We start from the raw sequence: 23,513 nt of genomic DNA, 5'->3' as shown, positions 1-23,513 counted from the left end.
GTTCAGAGAGATGAAACCTGTTTATTTACAAATGATTGGGGCCGGTGTCGCGGCGATGTCAATGATAGCCGCACCTCAGGTGCATGCCGAAGGCGACTGGGAAGGCACTGTCGGCCTTGGTGCTGTCTGGGGGCCCGAGTACCTTGGATCGAGCAAAAATGAGGCGGGCGCTTTCCCGGTGCTGGATCTGACCTGGCGCGACCGGCTGTTTATTGGCGATAGCGGTATTGGTGGCTATATCTTCAACACCGAAGATTTTACGCTTTCGGCGTCCATTGGGTATGATGGTGGTCGTGAAGAGGATGACAGTGATTTTCTGCGCGGCTTGGGCGATATCAAAGGCGGTGCCGTCTATAATATCGGCTTTGAATACGACATCGGGCCGGTGACACCTTATCTTGATGTGACCAAATACAGCAAAGGTTCTGAAGGGCTGAGCGCGACCGTTGGTGTTGAAACGATGGTGCCGTTACGGGTGCTGACGGGCCGGGCCTCGATTTCCAGCCTGGAACATGCGGAATCGCCGCTCGATTTCGGCCCTTTGCTGACGGCTGGTATTTCTGCTGACTGGGGCAATGACGATTACAACAGTGCCTACTACGGTGTCACTGCGGCGCAATCTGCCAGCTCTGGTCTGAGCCAGTATACAGCCACCAGCGGCTTTCATGCGGTCAATCTAGAACTGGGCATTCAAGTGCCTGTCACTGAGCGTTTCAGTGTTGGTGGCGCAGTTGTTTATTCGCAGCTAACCGGTGACGCAAAAGACAGCCCGATCGCGCGCGAAACCAGCGGAACCTCTGTTGGTCTGTTTGGGATGTACAGCTTCTGATCTCAGTTTCACCCGCAGAAATGGAGAGCGGACAATGATACGCCTTTTGCTGCTTTCTGTATCAATTACTGCCGGGCTGGCCGTGAAAAATGCGTCACTGTCATGGGAGACAGCGCAGCCTTTTTGCAACGCGGCACAAGAGACAGTGGTATCTGATACCAGATTTGGGCCTATTCCCCATACGGCCCAGATTGATCTGTAGCCCGTCCAGTAAACACCTGTTCCTTCGTGATATTGAACCGGTACCCACATGAGAAATTGCGACACCCGCATTGGGTGTCGCAAGCGTTTTAACCGGACGCGTGCCTACATCACCGCACCGATTTGCCAGGGGACAAATTCCACCCCGCCAAATCCGAGGCGTTCGCTTTTGGTGGCTTCGCCCGAAGCAGTGCGGATGATCATTTCAAAGATCTCGTGCCCGACTTCTGCAATGGATGCGCCGTTGCTGACAATGGTGCCGCAGTTCAGATCCATATCCTCGGAAAGGCGCTGATACATCTCTGAGTTGGTGGCCAGTTTGATGCAGGGTGTGGGTTTATAGCCCGAGACCGAGCCGCGCCCGGTGGTAAAGACGATCAAATTGGCCCCTGAGGCCACCTGCCCGGTGACCGAGCAGGGGTCATAGCCGGGGCTGTCCATAAAGACGAAGCCCTTTTTGTCGATCTTTTCGCCGAACAGATAGACATCGCGCAGCGGGGCACTGCCACTTTTGGCGACGGCCCCGAGCGATTTTTCAAGGATTGTGGTCAACCCGCCGCGTTTGTTGCCGGGGCTGGGGTTGTTGTCCATCTCGCCGCCGTTGCGGGCGGTGTAGTCTTCCCACCAGCTGACCCGCTCCAGCAGCTTTTCCCCTATGGGTTGGGTCTCGGCGCGGCAGGTCAGCAGATGCTCGGCACCGTAGATTTCAGAGGTTTCCGACAGGATGGTGGTGCCGCCGTGGCGCACCAGCAGATCGGAGGCATAGCCCAGGGCCGGGTTGGCAGTGATGCCAGAATAACCATCAGAGCCGCCGCATTGCATGCCAACGGTGATATGGCGGATTGGTGCAGGGGTGCGGGTGGCGAGATTGGCCTGCGCCAGAACACCCTCCAGCTCTTGCAACCCGCGTTCAACCGTGCGCCGGGTGCCGCCTTCGTGCTGGATGGTCATATAACGAAACGCGCCATCGGCGCGAATGCGGCCGTCACCCACCAGATCAGAGAGCTGCATGATTTCACAGCCAAGCCCGATCAGCAGGATCCCCCCAAAGTTAGGGTGCTGGGCGTAGCCCGACAGGGTGCGATAGAGCGCCTCATAGCCGTCGCCCGAATTGGCCATGCCGCAGCCGGTGCCATGCACAATCGGTACAATGCCATCCACATTGGGGTAGGCGTCGAGCATCCCGGTTTTTTCGGCCTGTTCCGCAATGAAACGGGCAACCGAGCCAGAGCAGTTCACCGAGGTCAGAATGCCAACATAGTTGCGGGTGCCAACCGTTCCATCCTGCCGGTGATAGCCCAAAAAGCTGCGCTCGGTTTCGCTATTGGGCAGCGGGGTGTTCTGGCTGGCAAAGCTGTGGTCCTGTGAGTGGGCAGCCATGCCGAGATTGTGGACATGCACATGATCACCGGGTTCAATCGCGGCGGTGGCCTGGCCGATGATCTGGCCATATTTGGTGACGTTTTCCGCAGCAGCGATGGCTTGGACGGCGATTTTATGCCCTTGCGGCACCGCAACCGCAAGCGTGACGTTTAGATCATCAAGCGTTGTGCCGGCGGCAAGATCGCTGAGAGCAATAACAACGTTGTCTTTCGGGCTGAGGCGAATGAACTTGGCTGACACGCGGGCGCTCCTGATTGTGGTGTTTCGTGTGTGCTGGCGTTTGGGCGCGCCTTAGGCGCGCAGGTGGTATGCGCGTGTTGCGTTGCCGCCCAGAACGTCGGCGCGCTCATTTGGGGTGAGGCCTGCAAGCAGCGTATCGGTGGTGTCCACCCAACGGGCATAATCGCCAGCCAGCTCCAGCACCGGCCAGTCGCTGCCCCAGATCAGACGATCCGGGCCAAAATGGGTGAGCAGGTGATCCACATAGGGGCGCAGATCTTCAACGCCCCAATCTGGTTTTGCTTCGGTGACAAGGCCCGACAGTTTGCAAAACGCAGAGGTGTCACGCGCCAGCGCGGCCATGTCTTCGGCCCAGCCCTGCAGGATGCCATCGCGGATCAGTGGTTTAGAGCCGTGATCGATCACCACCCGCATATCGGGGTAGCGGGCCAGCAGCTGGCGCAGATTGGGCAGGTGCTGCGGCAGGGTCAGCGCATCAAAGGTGAGATCGCGGGCGATCAGCGCATCAAAGATTGGCGCAAGATCAGGGCGCAGCATCCAATCGTCGTCTTCGATGTCCTGAATGAGCGGGCGCAGGCCAACAAAGGCCGGGTGCTGCATATAACGGTCAATCATGGCGACAGACTGGGGATCTTCGAAATCGACCCAACCAACCACGCCTTTGATAAACGGGTTCTGATCCGCGAGCGAAAACATAAACTCGGTCTCGGCGGTGGTGGGGGCGGCCTGCACCAGGACGGTGCCATCAATCCCAGCCGTTTTCAGCTGCGGCGCCAGATCTTCGGGCAGGAAGTCACGATAGATCGCAGAAAGCGCGGGGCTGAGCCAGCCATAGTCGCCACGGGCAAGGGCCCAGAAATGTTGGTGAGCGTCGATGCGCATGTGGTTTCCACTCTGCTGAGGGGGCTTCAATAGGGTCACTGCAGCTGGTTTGCGCCAGTGCGAGATTGGGTGGCAAGTTCGGGTGTTAGCCGTTAAAACAGTTTTTTATAATTATGTGCAATTTGTCAAGAGAGGAGGTTGTTGAAATGACGTTGCACGCTAACTGCCTGATCTATCGCATGAACATCCGCTAGAGCCTGTTGATCAGGTCGGATTTGGCGGAATCGAGGTGCCGCTCCATTTCCTGCGACGCCAGGGTGAGATCGCGTGCCTTAAGCGCATCAATGATCCGGATGTGATCGCGCACCGCGCGGGTGTTGCGTTCGGCCACCAGGTCGCTCTCCAATGTCAGATGGTAGTGGCAATAAAACAGCAGCGAAATGGCATCATCATTGCCCCAGAAAAACCGGTTGCCTGCGGTGCGGCTGAGGCAGCCGTGAAACTCGGTTTCGAGCTCCTTGATCTGGCTTGATTCCTTGATGCCGGTCTCTAGCACCTGCTCATGTTTCAGACGCAGCCGATCCAAGTTTCCCCAAAACGGATGGTCATCCTCCAGCGCATGAATGCGCCGCAGCGTGCGCTGTTCAAAAAATTTGCGAAATTCATAGATCTCATCCACGTAATCCACGGTCATGCCCTGAAACACCCACTGCCGATTGGGCTCTTTGCGCACGAATCCATAGCTGCTCAACCGGATCAGAAACTCGCGAATCGAGGAGTGAGACAGCTCAAACTCCCGCACAAACTGCGCTTCGCTGAAGGGGCGGCCGTCCCAGATGTTCTTATCAATCACCCAGTGCATCAGCTTTTGCTGGATCAGGGCTTCGGTGCTCATCGTGTCTTCTTTTGGGAAAAAATCCGCGTCATCCACCGGCCGCGCGAGGGTGATCTCTACCCGCTCTGCATCATCGGTTTTCTCCGACTCTTCAGCCGTTAGACCTTTGTCTGACAGCAATTTTAACACTTTACGGCTGGTGGTCCTGCTGACGCCAAGCTGATTTGCCATATCGGTTGGATTGGCAAAGCTCTGCCCCAGTTGCAGGCGTTCAAGCGTGTCGTTGAAGGTTTTATAAAAGTGACGGCTGGATCGGGCCATATCGATGCTTCCCTGTCTGCGTGGTTTTTATATTTGTTTATTATTATTAAAATCACTTGCCTCAATCGCGCAACAGTATTTAATCGATTAAATACACATTCGTCACCAAAATATTCTGGGAGGATAGGATATGATGAAGCTGACACGTCGCACTGCAATTGGGGCCATGGCGGCCGCAACAATGGCTTTTGGCACTGCCGCATCTGCGGGTGAAGTGCTGAAATTCGGGCATGTCTATGAGACCGCGACCCCCTATCATGAGGCCGCGCTGAAAGTGGCTGAGAACTTTGCAAAAGCCACCGAAGGTCGTTACACGATTGAGGTATTCCCGGCATCGCAGCTTGGCAAAGAAGCAGCCATGAACGAAGCGCTGACGCTTGGTACGATCGATATGATCTACACCGGTGTTGCCTTCCTGGGTCAAAGCTACCCGCCGATCGCGATTTCGGATTTCCCGTTCACCATGCGCGATTATGACCATTGGAAAGCCTATGCGAAATCCGATCTGTTTGCGGATCTGTCGCAGGACTACACCAATATCACCGGCAATGAAGTTGCGGCGCTGACCTATTATGGTGCGCGTCAGGTGACGTCGAACAAACCGATCCTGTCACCCGATGATATGTCTGGTTTGAAAATCCGCACCCCGAACGCGCCAGCCTATCAGCTGTTCCCAAAAGTGACCGGTGCAAACCCAACGCCTATGGCCTTCTCTGAGGTGTATCTGGCGCTGCAGCAAGGTGTGGTGGATGCGCAGGAAAACCCACTGCCAACCATCAAGTTCAAGAAGTTCTATGAAGTTCAGAGCAACATCAACCTGACCTCGCATATCACCAACTCGCTGGTGACGCTGATTTCACCCGCAACCAAAGCCAAGCTGAGCGACGAAGATTTTGCAGCGCTGAAAGCGGCGATTGCAGAGTCGGCGCAATGGGCCTCAAATGAGATCGTCGACTCGGAAGCCAACCTGGCGGATTGGTTCCGTGAGCAGGGTGTGACCGTGAATGAAGTGGATCGCTCCAAGTTCATCGCAGCGGTTGCGCCCGCGCTGAGCGGTGCGGATATGCCCTGGGATGCGTCGGTGTTCGAGCGTCTTCAGGCGATCAAATAAGCAATCCTGAAACAATGCTGCGCGCGGGTTTTGCCTGCGCGCGCTTTTTTCACGGCTCTTGTTGAGGAGATGACATGACCCGTCAGACCGACGATCTGAACGCTTTGTTCACCGATGAGGAAATGGGCAGCGAAACCAAATCCTTGCGGCAGTTTTTTTCGCTGTGGGACATTCCGGCGCTGATTGTGTTCACGCTGTTGTTTGTCACCGTACTGCTCCAGTTTCTGACGCGTTACGTGCTCAATGACTCACTGTCGTGGACCGAAGAGGCGGCGCGCTACCTGTTGATTTTGCTGGCCTTTACCGGGGGTCTGCGCTGTCAGATACGTGACACCCATATCCGGCTTGAATTTATTGACGGCTTTGTTGGACGCATGTTGTACCCGATCAAAGTGTTTGCGCTGCTGGTTTCAACTGGAATGTTCGCCTTCCTGACCTATTCGCTCTATGTGCTGGCGCGCCAGACCAGTTTCCAGAAAATGGTCTCGCTGCCTTATCCGAAATACTATCTCTACACCTTGGTGTTGATCGCGCTGGTGGCCTTTGTTGTGCTGCAGCTGAAAGCGTTGCTCCACCTTTTGAAAGGGTCTGACACATGACCGTTTTATTGCTGTTTGCTGCGCTGTTTACCTTGATGGCGCTGCGGGTTCCGATTGCTGTGGCCCTGGGGATGTCCTCGCTGGGGTATATCCTGATCGAAGGCATGCCGCCGGTTCTGCTGGCGCATAATATGATCAATGGGATGAACTCCTTCCCCCTGCTGGCCATCCCATTTTTTATTCTTGCGGGCGGGTTGATGAATTCCGCTGGCATCACCGAACGCATCTTTACCTTTGCGCGTTCCATCGTTGGCTGGATGCATGGCGGGCTGGGGCACGTAAACATCGGTGCAAGCATCATTTTTGCAGGCATGTCTGGCGCCGCGGTTGCCGATGCTGGCGGTCTGGGTGCAATTGAAATCAAGGCGATGCGCGATTCAGGCTTTGATGATGACTTTTCGGTTGGGGTGACGGCTGCGTCTTCCACTATCGGGCCGATTATTCCACCTTCGTTGCCTTTGGTGATCTTTGGGGTGATGGCGTCGGCCTCTATCGGTGAGCTGTTTGTGGCTGGCATCGTGCCGGGCCTGCTGATGGCGGGCGCGTTGATGATCATGGTGTGGTACATGTCGCGCAAGCGCAATTACCCGCGCGATCTGTCCTTTTCTGTTGTGACCGTTGGCAAAACCTTCAAACGCGCGTTTCTGCCGCTGATGACACCTGTGATCATTGTTGGCGGTATTGTAACCGGGGCCTTTACCCCAACTGAGGCCGCAGTATGCGCCGCGACCTATGCGCTGTTTCTGGGGCTGTTTGTCTACAAAAGCCTGAACCTTTCACGCCTGATGGAAGTCTCGCTTGAGACCATTGAAACCACCGCATCGATCCTTTTGATCGTGGGCAGCGCCACGGTGTTTGCCTGGATCCTGACCGCAAATCAGGCGGCGGCGCTGTTTGCTGAAACCATTCTGGGGCTGAGCAGCAATAAACATGTGGTGCTGCTGCTGATTATGCTGGTGGTTCTGGTGGTTGGTCTGTTCATGGAGACCATTGCCGCGATTTCGATCCTGGTGCCGGTGCTGTTGCCGATCACGGCGCAAATCGGGGTGGATCCGATCCATCTGGGTGTGATTGTCATTCTCAACCTGATGATCGGCCTGCTGACACCACCGGTTGGCATGGTGCTGTTTGTGTTGTCCAAAGTCTCGGATGTGCCGTTTGAACGCTGCGTGCGCGCCACCATGCCGTTTGTGGTGCCGCTGGTTCTGGTGCTGCTGCTGCTGACCTTTGTACCGCAGCTGACATTGTTCCTGCCGGAATTGCTCTATCGCAACTAAGGCGTAACAAGCCCACAAAAACCCCGCCCGGAGCGTTCCGGGCGGGGTTTTTTATGTTTGCAGATCGCTGAGGATCAGTCCATGTGGAAGACTTCTTCCATTGATGCCCACCATTCACCCTCGGCGCGGCTTTCCAGCGGGGATTGCATTGGGTCGCAGATTTTCCACCAGTCCTGAGTGACCGGATCGGCAGCAATGGCGGCATTGTCGGCTGCAAAATCGCTACCGGTGTATTCCCAGTAGCCAAACATCAGGTTTTCCGGCTCACGCAGGAAAATCGAATAGTTTGTGATGTTTGACGCTTTGAGGCGGGCCAGAACTTCGGGCCAGACATCCGCGTGCAGGCGTTTGTATTCCACCATATGCTCCGGCCGCAGCCGGATGACCATTCCCATACGTTGTGACATATCAGCTGTCCTTTTGCTGTGCGATAATGGCACCGGGGTGGCCCACAACTGTGCGCGCCATCATATGCCCTGCCATCATGCAATCCTGGAGCGGGCGCCCCTGAAGATGGGCGGCAAGAAAGCCACCGTTAAAGCTGTCGCCGGCCGCGGTTGTATCGACCACCTGTTCAGCGGCTGGATAATCCGCGCTATCCTCAAAGCCTTCGCTCAGGGCTTTGGGCCCTTTGTCCGCACGTTTCAGCGCGCCAAAATCCACTCCGTAGCTCCGCAAACGGTGCAGAACGGCGGCTTCGTCGGCGTCTTCAAACAGCGCCATCTCATCATCGACCGAAGGCAGCGCAATATCGGTAAGCATCCAGGCCCGGCGCATGGTGTCGCGCGCGGTTTCAACATCTTCCCACAGGCTGGGGCGGTAATTGCTGTCAAACGCAAAGCGCAGCCCGTTGGTTTGGCGCAGCTCTTCAATGCGATCCAGCAAAGCGGTGCGCTGCGCGGGCGACAGAATGGCAAGGGAAATACCCGAAAGGCACAGGATATCGGCCTGGGTCAGAACCGAAAGTTCCTGCAGTTCGCTGAACAGGGCGCGCGCTGCGGATTGATTGCGCCAATAAGAAAAGCTGCGCTCTCCTTCGTCATTGGTCTGCACCGCATAAAGGCCAAGATTGCGGGTCTCATCGCGGGTGATCAGATCGGTTTTCAGGCCTTCTTGCGCGGCAAGATCCAGGGCACCTTGCGACAGCGGGTCTTGTCCAATCCGGGTGAGATAGGACACCTGAGCCACGTCAGCATCCCCCTGTGCAAGGGAGCGCTGGCAATAGACAGCGGCATTAAAACTGTCTCCTGCAAATCCCACAGCAAAGCCTGCGCCATTGCTACGCAATTCGCCCATGACTTCACCGGCAAAAACAATTCGCTTTGTCATCTTCTGGTCTGTTCCATTTCGGGACCGAAGCAGCTTCGGTCGCTGATTGCACGGCCAAGCCTTCAATCTAACCTCATGATTAGATTTGCATTTCTTCGTGGCTTGACAAAGTGTATGTAATAATTAAGAACTAATCTACCGACCGGAGGCCCCTATGTCAATCACACCCATCATCCAATTTGGCACCAGCCGCTTTCTGCAGGCGCATGCGGATTTGTTCATCTCAGAAGCGTTGAAAACCGGCCAGGCGCCGGGGCAGATCTGCGTGGTGCAATCCTCAGGTGATGCAGCACGGGCGCGCCGATTGGCGGCGCTTGCAGCCCCCGAAGGTTATCCCGTTCGGATCCAAGGACTGGCCAATGGAGTTGAGCTGAAAGCCAATGTGCAGGTCACATCTGTTGCGCGCACTTTGTCAACGGCCACGGATTTTCCGGCGCTCAGCAGATTGTTTGAAGCAGAAGCGGAAATTGTGATTTCCAACACAGGCGACAGCGGCTGGACCCCACAGCCCGAAGACAGCGCCGCCGAGTTTTTGCAAGCCATGTCCTTTCCCGCCAAGCTGACGCATCTGTTGCGGGCACGGTTTGTTGCGGGTGGGCGTCCGATCCAGATTATGCCTACCGAGCTGGTTGCGCGAAATGGTGATGTATTAAAGGCGCGGGTGCTGGAGTTGGCAACGCCGCTGGACGCGGAATTCGCCGCCTGGGTTGAACGCGACGTGCGGTTTGTGAATTCACTGGTGGACCGGATTGTATCAGAGCCGCTGGAGCCTGCGGGTGCGGTGGCAGAGCCCTATGCGCTTTGGGCGATTGAAGACTGCGCGGGATTGATTTCACCAGCGCACTATGAGGCGGTGCAAATTGTGCCCGACCTTGAGCCAATCGAAAAGCAGAAGCTGTTTATCCTGAACCTTGGTCATAGCTACCTGGTGGATGGCTGGCTGAAACGCGACCGGGCCGGGGCCGAATATGTGCGCGACCTGATGGAAGATACGCGGGTGCGTGCAGATCTCGAGGATCTTTATGATCAGGAGGTTCTGCCCGGCTTTGCGGCTGCGGGGCTAGAAGCCGAGGCACGCGCCTATATGCGCACCACATTGGACCGGTTTTCAAACCCTTATCTGGACCATAAGCTGGCAGATATCGCGGGCAACCACGCGGAAAAATGCGAACGACGCATTGGCGCGTTTCTGGATTGGGCAGCGGATGCTGGCCATGCAACACCTCGGCTGGCAGCTGCTGCCGGACGGTCCTGATCGCATACTGCGCAACATCTAACGCAAGAGGTGCCGCTATGAAGACGCATCAAATAGGCAAGACCAATGTTCATGTTACCGATCTGTCCTTTGGCTGTTCGGGCATTGGCAACCTGTATCGTGACATCCCCGAAGCCGAGGCCGCAGAGGTGCTGGCCTGCGCCTGGCAGGCGGGCATCCGCTATTTTGACACCGCACCCCACTATGGGCGCGGGCTGGCGGAACAACGTCTTGGTTCCTTCCTGAAAGGACATGCGCGCGACAGCTATGTGATTTCGACCAAAGTGGGGCGTTTGTTGTCGCCGGGTCAGCCGATAGCGGGGGCGGATGGGTTCATCAACCCGCTGCCCAATGATGTGCGCTATGACTATTCCGGTGATGGGATCGAGGCCGCGTTTGAACAAAGCTGTGAGCGGCTTGGCACCTCATATATTGATATCATCTATGTGCATGACATCGGCACCTACGCACATGGTGCCGCGAATGAGCGCCATTTCAATGATTTGATGGCCACCGGCCTGGACCGGCTGCAGAAGTTGAAAGACGCAGGCCGGATCGGAGCATTTGGGCTTGGCGTTAATGAAACCCAGGTGTGCCTGGATGTGATGGCAGCCTGCGATATCGACGTGATCTTGCTGGCCGGGCGGCTGACCCTGCTGGACCGTCAGGGTGAAGACGAGCTGGTCCCGCTGTGTGAAGCGCGCCAGACAAGCCTGGTGCTGGGTGGGATTTTCAACTCTGGAATTTTGGCAACTGGCCCGGTTGAAGGGGCGCATTTTGATTATGCGCCTGCATCCGCCGAGATCCTGTCCAAGGTGACAGCTCTGCAGGCGCGCGCCGATGAGATCAAGATGCCGCTGGCGACTGTTGCGATGCAATATGCGCTTTATCATCCTGCGGCAGCGTCCGTTTTGTTGGGCACTGGCAAGGTCTCGTCGCTAAAGCGCAACCTTGATGCGTTGGATGCGCCCTGGCCAGAAGATGCGAACTGGGTGTTTGACGCAATTTGACGCTAGGCCAGATCGTGAATGCTGAGCGAGGCCAGCAGCGTCTGTTTCGAAGTGTTTAAATGATCACGGGCTGCGGCGAGGGCTTTGTCCTCATCGCGGTCCAAAAGCGCATCAATCAGGCGCAGGTGCTCAACGATCGCCGCAGCATTGCGGCACCGCTCGTCCTTTTTGTCCCACTGATAGTGGTAGTGGAAAATCAACGAAATCACCCGTTGAAATTCCGCCGTAAAGCGGTTTTTGACCACGCTTCCCAGCGCGTTGTGAAAGCGCTCGTCCAGCAATGAGAAATCATGAAAACGGGTGCTGAGCTGTTCTTGCAGCTCCAGGTGGTCTTGTTTCAATTCGGCCAGTTTCGCCCAGATCGGGGCATCATCCGGCAGGGTCAGAAGTTCGCAGATGGCGTTGAGCTCAAGCATCTTGCGGAAATCCGACAGCTCAACCGCGTAGTTGGTGGTGAAACCCAACAGCTCCCAGCCGCCGCGTTTGCGCCGCTGTACCAGACCAAACCGGCTGAGCGAGGCTAAAAATTCCTGCAACGCATGCGGCTGCACGTTCCAGGTGCGGGCCAGTTCTGTCACGTTGAGCGGGGTGCCGGGGGGCACGTCAAAGCGCAAAATCCAGTCGAGGAATCGCTGTTCAAGCTCTTCGGGCGACAGGGTTTCCTCCCGCGTCGCCAGCCAGTCGTTTGTTTCGGGCGGGCGCAGCAGGGTCTTTCGACGGCCTTCCCAGCTTATGATGCCTTCGCTATCAAGACGTGTCAGCGCAGAGCGAACAACCGTTCTGCTCACGTCCAAAGTGGTTGCTAAGCTGGTCTCGGATGGCAGTGCATCACCCGTTTTTAGGGATTTGCAGACCTCTAGGAGGTTGTTGAAAGCCTCTCGAAACCGGTCGTCTGTACGCGCCATTCGCTATTTGCTCCCATCTAAGGTATTAATATTGCTAATCATCTCAATAATTGTAGTCAATTATAAAAAACATTTGACAGTTTGTGAATCCTCTGGTGAAATGATTTAAATAATTAAATACAGAAATGCCAGTCGGACAACGATGTCCCCAGCGCACGCAACCGGAGCCAGGAATGAACCTTTCACTCGCCGCCGTCAGAGCAAAGGGAAAACAGCTGAACCTCTCAGCCGAGATGTTCCATAAACTATCAGCGTTTCTCACGCTTATGATCCTGATCATAGTGTTTGCCTTTGGAAATCAGGCCTTTCTCTCCGTCAATAACGGTTTGACCGTTCTGCTGCAAACCTCGGTCATCGGGCTGTTGGGCATTGGCATGACACTGGTGATCATCACCGGTGGTATCGACCTTAGCGTTGGTTCGGTGTTGGCATTGTCTGGCACTGTTACGGGCATGTTGGTGAAAGCCGGGATGCCGGTGGTGCCCGCCATGCTGATCGGGGTACTGATTGGTGCGGTATGTGGCCTGTTCAACGGCTTTGTTATCACCAAGATGAAAATCACACCCTTTGTGGCAACCCTGGGCATGATGCTTATTGCCCGTGGTGTTGCGCTTCAGCTGACCGGTGCGGCGCCAATTTCCCGTCTGGGCGAAGCCTTTGGTGTCTTGGGCAATGGTGCGCTGTTTCGGATTGTGGAGCAGGGGGCAAACGGGTTCCCACGGGTGGTGTTTCCCGGCATCCCCTATCCGGCGATCCTGTTGGTAGTTGTGGCACTGGCCGGGGGCTACCTGCTGCGCCGCCGCCGTCTGGGTCGTCACATCTATGCCACTGGCTCCAACGAAGAAGCAGCGCGCCTTGCAGGTGTTGAAGTCGACCGCACCAAGATCACCGCCTATGCACTGTCTGGTGCGCTGGCAGGCCTCGCAGGTGTCGTGCTGATGTCGCGACTGGTTACAGCCCAGCCCAACGAAGGCGTCATGTATGAGCTGGATGCGATTGCCGCAGCGGTGATTGGTGGGGCGTCCTTGATGGGCGGCGTGGGCAATATCTCGGGCACAATGCTGGGCGCATTCATCATTGGTGTGCTGCGCAACGGGCTCAACATGGCAGGGGTATCTGCCTTTATCCAACAGATCATCATCGGGTTTGTCGTCATCCTGGCGGTTTATATCGACCAGCTGCGCAACCGGAAGTAACTCAAGTCACTTCAGTTTTTACAAGTCATATCAGTTTTTTAAGGGAGGAAACCATGAAACTGACTTTGAAAGCGGCACTTGCCGCAAGCACCCTAGCCCTATTGCCTGCAGCCAGCATGGCAGGTGAAATCGCGGTCATCGTGAAAACCACCAACTCAAACTTCTGGCAGAACGTAAACAAAGGTGCTTCTGCTGCGATGGAAGGTGTGTCTGAGCACAGCTTCTCTTTCAACGGCCCAGCCTCTGAAAGCGCGATTGCCGATCAGGTGAACCTGGTGGAAAACGCGATCAACCGCGGTGTTGCTGGTATTGTTCTGGCCCCGTCTGATCCGGATGCGCTGACCCCAGTGGTAAAACGCGCCTTTGAAAACGGCATCCCCGTTGTGGTGATCGACAGCGGCCTGTCCGAAGACGCGGCCGGCACGTTCCAGACCTTCCTGTCCACCGACAACTGCGCGGCCGGCAAGATGATTGCCAACAGCATGATCGAAAAAGTCGGCACCGACGGCAAAATTGCTGTGATGTCTTATGTGGCGGGTGTGGGTTCCGAAGTGGGCCGCGTTGGCTGCTTTGTTGAAGAGCTGAACGCCAAATCCAGCCTCGAGGTTGTTGGTCCGTTCTATTCGCAGTCGCAAATGGCAACCGCTCTGAACCAGACCACCGATATCCTGGCTGCAAACAGCGATCTGGTGGGCATCTTTGGTGCCAATGAACCAACTGCAATTGGCATGGGCCGCGCGCTGGAACAGGCGGGCAAAGCAGGCCAGGTCACCGCATTTGGCTTTGATGGCAATGGCGATCTGCAAGACTTCGTGCGCAATGGCACGCTGGAAGGTACCGCCGTACAGGGCTCGTTCCAGATGGGTGAAATGGGCGTGAAAGCTGTGATGGACATTCTCGCTGGCAACAAGGTGGCTGACTACATCGACACCGGTGTTGTGCTGGTGACCAAGGGCAATATCGACGCCCCCGAAGCCCAGAACGTTCTCTACTAAATCTCTCAGCGGGTCGGCCTATGTTCCGGTCGACCCGCTCCAAATATCACGGAGTAGCCAATGTCGTCACCAGCCCCTGAGCAGACCCCTTTGGTCGAGCTGATCAATATCAAAAAACACTTTGGCGGGGTGCGGGCCGTGAATGGCGTGTCTGCGGATCTTCACGCTGGCGAAGTGGTTGGCGTTTTGGGTCACAATGGCGCGGGTAAATCCTGCCTCATGCGCATTCTGTCTGGCGCAATGATGCCAACCGACGGCCAGATCCGGGTCCGTGGCAATGATGTTGAAATCACATCCCCCCATGATGCACGGGATCAGGGGATTGAAACCATCTACCAGACGTTGGCTCTGGCGGATCATCTGGACGCGCCTTCAAACCTGTTTCTTGGCCGCGAGCTGCGCACAAAATTCGGCAATCTCGATGACAAGCGGATGCTGGAAGAAGCGCGCAAGGTCCTGCACACGCTCAACCCCAATTTTACCAATTTGACCGATCCGGTCTCAAGCCTGTCGGGCGGGCAGCGTCAGGTTATTGCCATCGCCCGCGCCATCTATTTCGACGTGAAAATCCTGATCATGGATGAGCCAACAGCCGCGCTTGGCCCGTCAGAAACCGCGATGGTGGCGGATCTTATTCGCAAGCTAAAGGCCCAGGGTATCGGTATTTTCCTCGTCAGCCATGACATGCACGACGTCTTTGAACTCTGCGATCGGATCATGGTGATGAACAAGGGCCGCAATGTTGGCTCGCATCAGATCGAAGAGGTCAGCAAGGACGATGTGCTGAGCCTGATTATCAAAGGGGATCTGCCCGACAACTGGGTGCCCCGCAATCTGGAAACAGCTTAATGACAGAACAACAGATAAGCGGCACGGTTGTTGCCCCCAATCACTTTGAATTGCGCGAGACCCCATTGCCCACAACCGCCCCTGACGGCTGGGTACTGGTGGATATTACGGCCGTAGGTATCTGCGGCACCGACTATCATATTTTTGAAGGTAAACATCCGTTTCTCGAATATCCGCGGGTGATCGGGCACGAGCTTTCGGGCCGTACCGTCACCGATGCGCCGGATCTGCCTGCGGGCACTTTGGTGGTGATCAACCCATATATTGCCTTTGGAGATTGCCGCGCCATCCGCAAAGGCAAGCCCAACTGCTGTGAAGAGATCGAAGTTCTGGGCGTGCACCGCGATGGCGGCATGTGCGCGCGCATCGCAGTGCCGCGCAGCAACCTTTATGTGGCCGAAGGGCTGAGCGAAATTCAGGCCGCAATGGTGGAATTTCTCGCCATTGGTGCCCACGCGGTGAACCGTTCTGGCATTCAAAAAGGCGACCGGGTGTTGGTCACTGGTGCCGGCCCGATTGGTCTGGGCGCGGCTTTGTTTGCCCGACTGGCAGGCGGCGATGTGCATCTTCTGGATATGAGCCAGACCCGGCTCAATCAGGCGCGTGACAAGTTTGGCTTTGAAAACCTGCACACCCCTGATCAGGATATTCTCAGCGGTGAGCTGTCAGATGGGTTTGACATCATCTTTGATGCAACCGGCAACGGCAAAGCCATCGAAGCGGGTTTCAACTATCTCGCCCATGGCAGCAGCTATGTTCTGATCAGTGTGGTCAAAGGTGATATCACCTTCACCGATTCTGAATTCCACAAGCGTGAAGCCCGCATCATCGGCAGCCGTAACGCGCTGAAAGCGGATTTCGACATGGTGATGGACGCCATTCGTGCGGGCGACATCAACACTGATGCGCTGTGTTCCGAAGTGGTGAAACTGGCCGATCTGCCGGATCGTTTCATGGCCCTGGTGGAAGACCGCGAAGCCCTGATCAAAGCTGTTGTTACACCCTGATCCCCTCATTGAATAACGAGCAGTGCATTGCCCGGTCCCTAGGATCGGGTTTTGCCTTTGTGCGGGGCCCATTCGCGGGTTCAGGCACCCGGCAATCAGGCACTAGATATTCGGCACCGGGCACACGGCCCGGTGCCAAGCAGGATCAACCCTGCACAACGCTTTGTTTCTGGACACCAAGACCGGAAATGCCCAGCTCCATCTTATCGCCAGCTTTCAAATAGACCGGTTCCGGTTTGATCCCCATGCCCACACCGGGAGGGGTGCCGGTTGAAATAACATCACCGGGCTGCAGCGACATGAACCGTGACAGATACGCCACCACATGGGCCACGCTATAGACCATGGTTTCGGTGCTGCCATCCTGCATCCGGCTGCCGTTTACATCCAGATACATCCCCAGCGCCTGCGGATCCGGCACCTCGTCACGGGTGACCAGCCAGGGGCCAATCGGGCCAAAGGTGTCAGCGGATTTGCCTTTGGTCCATTGGCCTTCGTGTTTGATCTGGAAATCCCGCTCAGAAAGATCGTTGATCACACAATAGCCCGCAACATAATCCAGTGCGTTGGCTTCTTCGACGTATTTGGCCTCTTTGCCGATCACCACGCCCAGTTCCACTTCCCAATCTGTGGCGCTAGAGCCGCGGGGAATTTCAATGTCGTCATTGGCACCGCAGATCGCGCTGGTGGCCTTGGCAAAAATCACCGGCTCCGAGGGCACGGCCAGGCCGCTTTCGGCAGCATGATCTGAATAGTTGAGCCCGATGCAGATGAATTTCCCAACACCAGCCACACAGGGGCCATAGCGATCAACGGTGACCGCGGGCAGGGTGCTCAGATCCAATGCGGCGATACGGGCAAGCTCTGCATCGCTTAGGGTAACGCCTGCAATATCAGCCACATGGGCCGAAAGGTCACGCACCGTACCATCAGCATCAACAATGCCCGGCTTTTCCTGACCTTTGGGGCCATAACGCAATAGTTTCATTCCTGTCTCCTGTTCAGGCGGCCCAGCCGCCGTCGATTGTATGGGTTTGGCCCGTGGTAAAGCCGCTCAGATCGGACGCCAGATAAAGCGCCAGCATGGCAACTTCTTCTGCGTCGCCCACCCGCCCCATCGGCTGGCGGGCAATAAAATCCTGCATCGCTTGTTCATAATCACCGGTGGCGCGCAGCCGCTCATGCAATGACGGGCTGTCGACGGTGCCGGGGCAGATTGCGTTGCAGCGAATGCCCTGGGTGATGAAATCGGCGGCGATGGCTTTGGTCAGCCCAATCACCGCTGCCTTTGAGGCGCAATAGGCAAACCGGTTTGGCACTGCTTTGATCGAGGAAGCCACCGACGACATATTGATAATTGAGCCGCCGCTCTTGGCCAGCATGCCCGGCAGCGCCGCCTTGCACAGGCGATACTGCGCCTTGGCATTAAGATTGAAGGCAAAATCCCAGTCTTCCTCGGGACAGTCAAGAATGCTGCCGGCATGAACAAACCCCGCGCAATTGAACAAGACATCGAGCGCGCCGGTCTGTGTCAAAACAGATTTGATATTGTCAGCATCCATCACATCAAGGCGCAGCGGCGTGATGCCTTCAACGCGCTCAAGCTCTTTTAGCGTGGCATCATTGATGTCGGTGGCAAAAACCTGAGCGCCCGCGCGGGCAAAGGCTTCGGCGCTGGCGCGTCCAATCCCCTGTCCTGCGGCGGTGACCAGCGCTGTTTTACCCTCAAGCGAGATGTCGCAGCCCATTGGTATCTCTCCCTGTTGTGCGGGCGTCCTGACGCACGCCCAGCGTATTGGTTGTTTTCTTTTGCCTAACTAATATATCTTGTATACCAGTTAATCAAGTTGTCGCAATGCCGCAAACTCACTAGGCCTAGGTGAAACAGCCAGCAGAAGCGCAAAAGAGGGCAAGGATGTCAGCGCCACCACACACGCCGGGCCGTCGTCGCGCGGCCAATACACCGCCCAGTGGGAGCGGGTATTTTGACACTGCCGGGCGCAAAACCCTGGCGGATCAGATCTATGCGCAGCTGCACCACGACATCACCCATCTGACATTGCCGCCCGGCACCCCGGTTCTGGAGCGCGAGATCGCCGCGCAGTTTCAGGCCTCCCGCACACCGGTGCGCGAAGCAGTGTTGCGCCTCGCAAAAGAAATGCTGGTTGAAGTGGTGCCCAAATCCGGCACTTTTGTGGCCCGCATCCCGCTTTCTGTGCTGCCCGAAGCGCTGCTGGCGCGGCGCGCATTGGAACGTGATGTGGCAGCGCGCGCCGCACAGCGCGCCAGCCCGGCGCAGATCCTGCGCCTGCGCGCAATTGTTGAAGAAGGCCGGGAAGCTGCGCTGTCAGACACCCAAGAGGCTTTTGATCACACCGACAGCGCCTTTCACGCGCAGCTAGCCGAAGTTGCAGGTTTTCCCGGTCTTTGGACGCTGATCCAGCAGATCAAAACCCCAATGGACCGTTTTCGCCACCTGTCCTTGCCTGCCGCAGGCCGGATGGAACAGGTGGTGCACGAACACGCCGCCATCACCGATGCCATCGAAGCCTCAGATGTGCGGCGCGCAGCGGCCGAGATGGACAAACACCTGCAACAGCTGAAACACGACACGCTCAAAACGCTCGAAACATATCCCAATTATTTCATTGTTGATATTGATCCACAAAGCCTGATCAGCGACTGAACTTACCATAATCCTGATTATGGCGCATCAAGGTGCAAGCGCGTCACTCAGCCTGTCTGTGTCACCGTCCATTACCCGTGCGAGTATTTCGCCGGTTGCCGGCCCAAGGGTAAACCCCTGATGCCCATGACCAAAATGGAACCAGAGACCGCGATGTTTGGGGGCAGCGCCCACCAGCGGCACCATCTGGGGCAAACAGGGGCGGGTGCCCTGCCAGCGGCTGTTTTCGATCTCGGTGCCAAGGTCAAAGATCTCTCCCGCCGCCGCGCGCCCACGGTGGAGCTGGCGCAGGTTTTCGGGCGCACCCTGGCTGGTCAGATGGGCACCAGTGGTGATGCGCACCCCCTGATCCATATCTGACACCACCACACCGTCATCGGCCAGAAAATAGCCGCGCTCCGGCGGCGTCGAACAGTGGTAATGGCTGTGATAGCCGCGTTTCATCACCATCGGAATGTCATAGCCCAGCGGCTGCAGGAAAGCAGGCGACCAGGGGCCAAGTGCCACCACCAGATGTTGCGTTTCAAGACGACCGGTTGAGGATTGCACCTGCCAGCCGGTGGCGGTGGGCTGGGCGCTGCGCAATTTCATCTGCATCAGCGTACCGCCGCGCGCTTCAAACAATGCACCATAGGCTTTGGCCAGAGCACCGGGATTGCGGCAGCTCCAGCTGTCGCCCCAGAACACCGTGCCTGCGGGGGTTGTGCGCAGTTTGGCCTCATGTTTGTGCAATGTGTCGCCGGGCCACAGCTCCATCATGAGATCATAATCCTGCGCCCAGATCTCGGCCTGTTTGGCAGCTGCGTCAAAGCCTTTGTTGGTTTGATAAATCTCACCAAACCCGTTGGTTCGGATCAGATCCCCGGCGTCTGCTGCTTCGATCAGGGGCGCATGGGCTTCGACGCCCCGCGCGATCAGCTGGGCGTAGGTTTTGGTAATGGCCGCGTGGCTTTTGGCGGAGGACAGGTTGAAATACTGCCACAGCGGTTTCAGCATCGCGGGCAGCTTGTGATAGTCGATCACCAGATCATTGCTAAGCCCCAGCGCATATTTCAACAGCGTCAGCGGCGCGCGGGGAAACTCATAGGGCACGCAGGCCTCGGCCTGAATGATCCCGGCATTGCCAAAACTGGTCTCTTCTCCGGGGGCGTGCTGATCCACCAGACGCACCGCATGGCCCCGCGCCTGCAACGCCAAAGCCGCGCCCACACCTGCCATGCCAGCACCCAGCACTACAATATCAGCCATTTTTTGTCCTTCAGAGGTAGCACAGCACCAAGTGCCAATGTGCGCGCAGTCTATGCGGGCTTAGTCAAAGGTCAAGAAACCCTCAGACGCAGAAAGCGGCGCTTGCGCGGCAAGCTGCTGAAGCTTCGGCGGAGGAACTCTCAGATCGCTGTCTTTGATCCGCTGCTCCAACATCTGCGCGACTTTTAATACCCCAAGATCATCGTGACGACGGCCCACAATCTGCAAACCAAACGGCATGCCGTTTTCATCCAGCCCGCAGGGTATGGTAATGGCCGGATGCCCCACCACCGTGACCGCATAGGCCAGCGCCAGCCAGTGATAATAGCTCTGGCAGGCCACACCATCGATTTCACTGGGATAGAGCTCACGCCAGGGGCGCGGGCTTAGCGTGACAGCCGGGGATAGAATATAATCATAGCGCTCAAAGAAGCGTTGCCAGTTGCGATACAGCCTGCCCTGCTCCATCAGGGCGCGGGTGACATCCTGGGCGCTGAAACCGCGTGCCTCGTGGATATTTGTGGCGACATTCGGCCCCACCAGATCGGGCGATCTGTCATAAAGGTCGGCCAACGGCCCCAGAAATTGCAACCCCCGCAACACCGCAAACACCTGATCTAGCCCCTCACAGCGCGGGCTGGCCGCATCCAAACCGCCAAGGTCGGGCGCAAGCTGATCAGTGACACGGTCAAACTGGCGGCGGATCAGCTGTTCGGTGGGGGCGATGCCAAAATCTGGCGTAGCGGCAAAACGCAGTTTTTTCAGATCAACCGGCGCGAGCTGATCAAATCCGTCCCACAAGGTCCGGCCATCAATGGTGGTGGTGAACGGATCACGCGCATCGGGCGTGGCCATGGCCGACAGCAAAAGCGCACAATCCGCCACCGTGCGTCCCATCGGCCCATCGGTTGCCAAAGGGATCAGCGCGGTTGCCCGCCGGGGATCAGGCACCACACCGGGACTGGGGCGAAAACCCACTACGCCACAATAGGCAGCTGGATTGCGCAGCGACCCACCAGTATCTGATCCGGTCGCCAAAGGCGCATAGCCGCAGGCCAGCGCAATGGCCGACCCCCCGGATGATCCTGCGCAGCTGCGACTGGTGTCATAGGGGTTGGCGCTGGCCCCATGCAGCAGATTGCGGGTGTTGCCGCCCGCGCTCCATTCGGGAACGTTGGTTTTGCCAAAAACCAGCCCACCTGCAGCACGCAGGTTTTTCACCAATGAATCATCCGCACTGGGAATGTTGTCTTTGTAGGCGAGCGATCCAAAGGTTGTTGGCAACCCGCCTGCATCATTCATATCCTTCACCGCAAAGGGCAGACCATGCAGCGCGCCAAGCGGCTCTGCCCGCATCACCGCAGCCTCAGCGGCGCGGGCGAATTCCTGCAAAGCTGTATCATCGCGGGCAACAATCGCATTTACCGCATGATCAAGCTGGTCGCGCCGCTTGATACAGGCCTCTACCAGCTCCACCGGCGACAGCGCTTTTGTTGCAATCAGTGAACGCGCTTCAACAGCGCTGAGATCCGCAGGATCGGTCATGGCAGGCCTTTCAAATCATTGGTGAAAGCCTTGCCAGATTGCAGCAAAGTTGCAAGTGCTCAGCGGCGTTTACCTCGCGGCGCGGATCATATCCGCGGCCTTTTCTGCAATCATAATTGTGGGGGAGTTGGTATTGCCCGACACAATTCGCGGCATCACCGAAGCATCCACCACCCGCAGGCCTCGCAGACCTTTGACCCGCAGCTCTTTATCCACCACCGCGCCGTCATCAGCGCCCATACGCGCCGTGCCAACCGGATGGAAAATGGTTGAACCAATCTCGCCCGCGCCTTGGATCAGTTCCGCCTCGGTCTGATACTGCGGGCCGGGTTTAAACTCTTCTGGCTGGTAGCGCGCCATTGGCTGTTGCGCCATGATGTTGCGCGTCAGCGCAATCGCGCGCGCCGCCACGCGCCGGTCCCCTTCGGTGGACAGGTAGTTTGGCTGGATTTCAGGCGCAGCTTTGGGATCGCGTGAGGTGATTTCCACATGACCACGGCTTTCGGGGCGCAGATGGCAGACAGAGGCGGTGATCGCCGGGAAATCATGCGGGGCCTGGCCAAAAGCTTCAAGCGTCACGGGCTGCACATGATATTCAAGGTCCGGGCTCGCCACATCGGGGCTTGAATAGGCAAACGCCCCCAGCTGGCTCGGGGCCATCGACATTGGCCCGGACCGTTTCAACAGATACTCAAGGCCAATTTTGGCCTTTCCCCACAGGCTGTTGGCCATCGTGTTGAGCGTCTTTGCCCCCGTTACCCGATAAGCACAGCGGATCTGCAGATGGTCCTGCAGGTTGCCCCCCACTTCGGGGTGATCAAGCACCACCTCGATACCGTGACGCTGCAGCAACGCACCGGGACCAACACCCGAAAGCTGCAACAGCTGCGGTGATCCAATTGCACCTGATGATAAAATCACTTCATGGCGGGCGCGCACCGTGGTCGTCACCCCTTTCAGATCAAACCGCACCCCTGTGGCGCGCTTGCCTTCAAACAGGATCTGTTCCGCCTGCGCATGGGTCAATACATCCAGATTGGGCCGTGATTTGGCCGGGCTAAGAAACCCGCGTGCGGTGCTCCAGCGCCAGCCTTTGTGCTGGTTGACCTTGAAATAGCCAACACCGTGATTGTCGCCCCGGTTGAAATCATCGCTTTCTGGCAGTCCTGCAGCCACGGCGGCAGCTTTCCACGCATCAAGCACCTCCCAGTTCAGGCGTTGCTTTGCCACTTTCCATTCGCCGCCACTACCGTGGGTTTCATCACGGCCTGCGTAATAGTCTTCGGATTTGATGAAATAGGGCAGCACATCCTCCCAGCCCCAACCATCAAGCCCCATCTGCCGCCAGCCGTCATAATCCGTGGCCTGCCCACGCAGATACAGCATCCCGTTGATCGACGAACAGCCGCCAAGAACCCGCCCCCGCGGGTACAGCAGCGCGCGCCCGTTCAGCCCCTTGCACGGGGCGGTCTTAAACCCCCAGTCGGTGCGTGGATTGCCGATACAATATAGGTAGCCCACCGGAATATGGATCCAGTGATAGTTGTCCTTGCCCCCCGCCTCAAGCAACAGTACCCGCACATTTGGATCTTCGCTCAACCGGTTGGCCAGTACACAACCCGCGCTGCCTGCGCCCACAATCACATAATCATATGTGCCAATATCGTTCATGTGATCCTCCCTGCCCCTATGGCGCGGAATGCCTTGCCCTTTGGGATGCAATCAGCATGGCGGCGGGGCTTTGGGGGAAATAGTCACGACTTTGCACATGAGGTGTGTATTTTCGCTCATACGTCTGCAGCGCTAACAGTGCGACATCACAGATACAATTTTTCTTGATCTCATGCGACGCAAGCCCTAAACGCTGCCC

At 57.0% G+C, this 23,513-nt stretch carries 22 protein-coding genes; 11 read left to right on the top strand and 11 right to left on the bottom strand.

Going from position 1 to position 23,513, the window contains the following annotated elements; all coding sequences use genetic code 11:
* Nucleotides 1-10: 10 nt before the first annotated feature.
* A complete protein-coding gene (locus GG681_RS16460) occupies nucleotides 11-829 on the top strand; it encodes a MipA/OmpV family protein (protein ID WP_153549136.1) in 819 nt (272 codons plus the stop codon).
* Between the two features lie 306 nt (nucleotides 830-1,135).
* On the opposite strand, the gene GG681_RS16455 is transcribed toward GG681_RS16460, so the two are convergent.
* The 3 genes from GG681_RS16455 to GG681_RS16445 all read right to left on the bottom strand — a co-directional run bounded on the left by GG681_RS16455 (nucleotide 1,136) and on the right by GG681_RS16445 (nucleotide 4,631).
* Nucleotides 1,136-2,653, bottom strand: a complete 1,518-nt coding sequence (locus GG681_RS16455; RefSeq protein WP_328593425.1) for a UxaA family hydrolase — start codon at nucleotides 2,651-2,653, stop codon at nucleotides 1,136-1,138.
* A 51-nt stretch (nucleotides 2,654-2,704) separates the two neighbouring features.
* Nucleotides 2,705-3,535 carry an amidohydrolase family protein gene (locus tag GG681_RS16450; protein WP_153549135.1) on the bottom strand — a complete coding sequence of 277 codons (831 nt, stop codon included), beginning with the start codon at nucleotides 3,533-3,535 and terminating at the stop codon, nucleotides 2,705-2,707.
* Between the two features lie 190 nt (nucleotides 3,536-3,725).
* Nucleotides 3,726-4,631 carry a GntR family transcriptional regulator gene (locus GG681_RS16445; RefSeq protein ID WP_153549134.1) on the bottom strand — a complete coding sequence of 302 codons (906 nt, stop codon included), beginning with the start codon at nucleotides 4,629-4,631 and terminating at the stop codon, nucleotides 3,726-3,728.
* Between the two features lie 130 nt (nucleotides 4,632-4,761).
* Between GG681_RS16445 and GG681_RS16440 the strand changes: the two genes are divergently transcribed.
* The 3 genes from GG681_RS16440 (at nucleotide 4,762) to GG681_RS16430 (ending at nucleotide 7,618) form a co-directional block, all read left to right on the top strand.
* The gene (locus GG681_RS16440) at nucleotides 4,762-5,742 is read left to right on the top strand and encodes a sialic acid TRAP transporter substrate-binding protein SiaP (protein ID WP_153549133.1); all 981 of its coding nucleotides are present in this window, start codon (nucleotides 4,762-4,764) and stop codon (nucleotides 5,740-5,742) included.
* A gap of 74 nt (nucleotides 5,743-5,816) precedes the next feature.
* Nucleotides 5,817-6,341 carry a TRAP transporter small permease gene (locus GG681_RS16435; protein ID WP_153549132.1) on the top strand — a complete coding sequence of 175 codons (525 nt, stop codon included), beginning with the start codon at nucleotides 5,817-5,819 and terminating at the stop codon, nucleotides 6,339-6,341.
* Nucleotides 6,338-7,618, top strand: coding sequence for a TRAP transporter large permease (locus GG681_RS16430; protein ID WP_153549131.1), 1,281 nt, complete (start codon nucleotides 6,338-6,340; stop codon nucleotides 7,616-7,618). Before GG681_RS16435 ends, GG681_RS16430 begins: the two co-directional genes overlap by 4 nt.
* Nucleotides 7,619-7,692: 74 nt before the next feature.
* Here GG681_RS16430 and GG681_RS16425 read toward each other — a convergent pair whose 3' ends face one another.
* Nucleotides 7,693-8,025: an L-rhamnose mutarotase gene (locus GG681_RS16425; RefSeq protein WP_153549130.1), complete on the bottom strand. Its 333-nt coding sequence runs from the start codon at nucleotides 8,023-8,025 to the stop codon at nucleotides 7,693-7,695.
* Between the two features lies 1 nt (nucleotide 8,026).
* Entirely contained in the window at nucleotides 8,027-8,947 is a 921-nt protein-coding gene (locus GG681_RS16420; protein ID WP_153549129.1) for a sugar kinase, read from the bottom strand.
* A 154-nt stretch (nucleotides 8,948-9,101) separates the two neighbouring features.
* On the opposite strand from GG681_RS16420, the gene GG681_RS16415 reads away from it, so the two are divergent.
* Together GG681_RS16415 and GG681_RS16410 are read left to right on the top strand one after the other, a co-directional pair.
* The gene (locus GG681_RS16415) at nucleotides 9,102-10,202 is read left to right on the top strand and encodes a mannitol dehydrogenase family protein (RefSeq protein WP_153549128.1); all 1,101 of its coding nucleotides are present in this window, start codon (nucleotides 9,102-9,104) and stop codon (nucleotides 10,200-10,202) included.
* A gap of 38 nt (nucleotides 10,203-10,240) precedes the next feature.
* Nucleotides 10,241-11,212: an aldo/keto reductase gene (locus tag GG681_RS16410; protein ID WP_153549127.1), complete on the top strand. Its 972-nt coding sequence runs from the start codon at nucleotides 10,241-10,243 to the stop codon at nucleotides 11,210-11,212.
* A gap of 2 nt (nucleotides 11,213-11,214) precedes the next feature.
* On the opposite strand, the gene GG681_RS16405 is transcribed toward GG681_RS16410, so the two are convergent.
* Nucleotides 11,215-12,117 carry a GntR family transcriptional regulator gene (locus GG681_RS16405; protein WP_153549126.1) on the bottom strand — a complete coding sequence of 301 codons (903 nt, stop codon included), beginning with the start codon at nucleotides 12,115-12,117 and terminating at the stop codon, nucleotides 11,215-11,217.
* Between the two features lie 173 nt (nucleotides 12,118-12,290).
* Between GG681_RS16405 and GG681_RS16400 the strand changes: the two genes are divergently transcribed.
* The 4 genes from GG681_RS16400 to GG681_RS16385 are packed head-to-tail and all read left to right on the top strand — an operon-like array spanning nucleotide 12,291 to nucleotide 16,164.
* Entirely contained in the window at nucleotides 12,291-13,313 is a 1,023-nt protein-coding gene (locus GG681_RS16400; protein ID WP_153549125.1) for an ABC transporter permease, read from the top strand.
* Nucleotides 13,314-13,366: 53 nt separating this feature from the next.
* On the top strand, nucleotides 13,367-14,308 hold the full coding sequence (locus tag GG681_RS16395; RefSeq protein ID WP_153549124.1) for an ABC transporter substrate-binding protein: 942 nt from the start codon (nucleotides 13,367-13,369) through the stop codon (nucleotides 14,306-14,308).
* 60 nt (nucleotides 14,309-14,368) lie between these two features.
* Complete coding sequence (locus GG681_RS16390; protein WP_153549123.1) at nucleotides 14,369-15,157, top strand: ATP-binding cassette domain-containing protein; 789 nt, start codon at nucleotides 14,369-14,371, stop codon at nucleotides 15,155-15,157.
* Nucleotides 15,157-16,164, top strand: a complete 1,008-nt coding sequence (locus GG681_RS16385) for a zinc-binding alcohol dehydrogenase family protein (RefSeq protein ID WP_153549122.1) — start codon at nucleotides 15,157-15,159, stop codon at nucleotides 16,162-16,164. Before GG681_RS16390 ends, GG681_RS16385 begins: the two co-directional genes overlap by 1 nt.
* Before the next feature lie 145 nt (nucleotides 16,165-16,309).
* Here the strand turns inward: GG681_RS16385 and GG681_RS16380 are convergent, their stop codons facing one another.
* Both GG681_RS16380 and GG681_RS16375 read right to left on the bottom strand, forming a co-directional pair.
* A complete protein-coding gene (locus GG681_RS16380; RefSeq protein WP_153549121.1) occupies nucleotides 16,310-17,152 on the bottom strand; it encodes a fumarylacetoacetate hydrolase family protein in 843 nt (280 codons plus the stop codon).
* 13 nt (nucleotides 17,153-17,165) lie between these two features.
* The gene (locus GG681_RS16375) at nucleotides 17,166-17,912 is read right to left on the bottom strand and encodes an SDR family oxidoreductase (RefSeq protein WP_153549120.1); all 747 of its coding nucleotides are present in this window, start codon (nucleotides 17,910-17,912) and stop codon (nucleotides 17,166-17,168) included.
* Between the two features lie 167 nt (nucleotides 17,913-18,079).
* Between GG681_RS16375 and GG681_RS16370 the strand changes: the two genes are divergently transcribed.
* On the top strand, nucleotides 18,080-18,850 hold the full coding sequence (locus tag GG681_RS16370) for a GntR family transcriptional regulator (RefSeq protein ID WP_153549119.1): 771 nt from the start codon (nucleotides 18,080-18,082) through the stop codon (nucleotides 18,848-18,850).
* A 27-nt stretch (nucleotides 18,851-18,877) separates the two neighbouring features.
* On the opposite strand, the gene GG681_RS16365 is transcribed toward GG681_RS16370, so the two are convergent.
* The 3 genes from GG681_RS16365 to GG681_RS16355 all read right to left on the bottom strand — a co-directional run bounded on the left by GG681_RS16365 (nucleotide 18,878) and on the right by GG681_RS16355 (nucleotide 23,314).
* Nucleotides 18,878-20,098, bottom strand: a complete 1,221-nt coding sequence (locus tag GG681_RS16365; RefSeq protein WP_153549118.1) for an NAD(P)/FAD-dependent oxidoreductase — start codon at nucleotides 20,096-20,098, stop codon at nucleotides 18,878-18,880.
* 60 nt (nucleotides 20,099-20,158) lie between these two features.
* Entirely contained in the window at nucleotides 20,159-21,643 is a 1,485-nt protein-coding gene (locus tag GG681_RS16360; RefSeq protein WP_153549117.1) for an amidase, read from the bottom strand.
* Between the two features lie 69 nt (nucleotides 21,644-21,712).
* On the bottom strand, nucleotides 21,713-23,314 hold the full coding sequence (locus GG681_RS16355; RefSeq protein ID WP_153549116.1) for a GMC family oxidoreductase: 1,602 nt from the start codon (nucleotides 23,312-23,314) through the stop codon (nucleotides 21,713-21,715).
* Between the last annotated feature and the right edge of the window lie 199 nt (nucleotides 23,315-23,513).

This window comes from Tritonibacter aquimaris (genome assembly GCF_009617595.1).
GTDB lineage: Bacteria > Pseudomonadota > Alphaproteobacteria > Rhodobacterales > Rhodobacteraceae > Epibacterium > Epibacterium aquimaris.
This window is presented reverse-complemented; position numbering and strand designations above follow the sequence as displayed.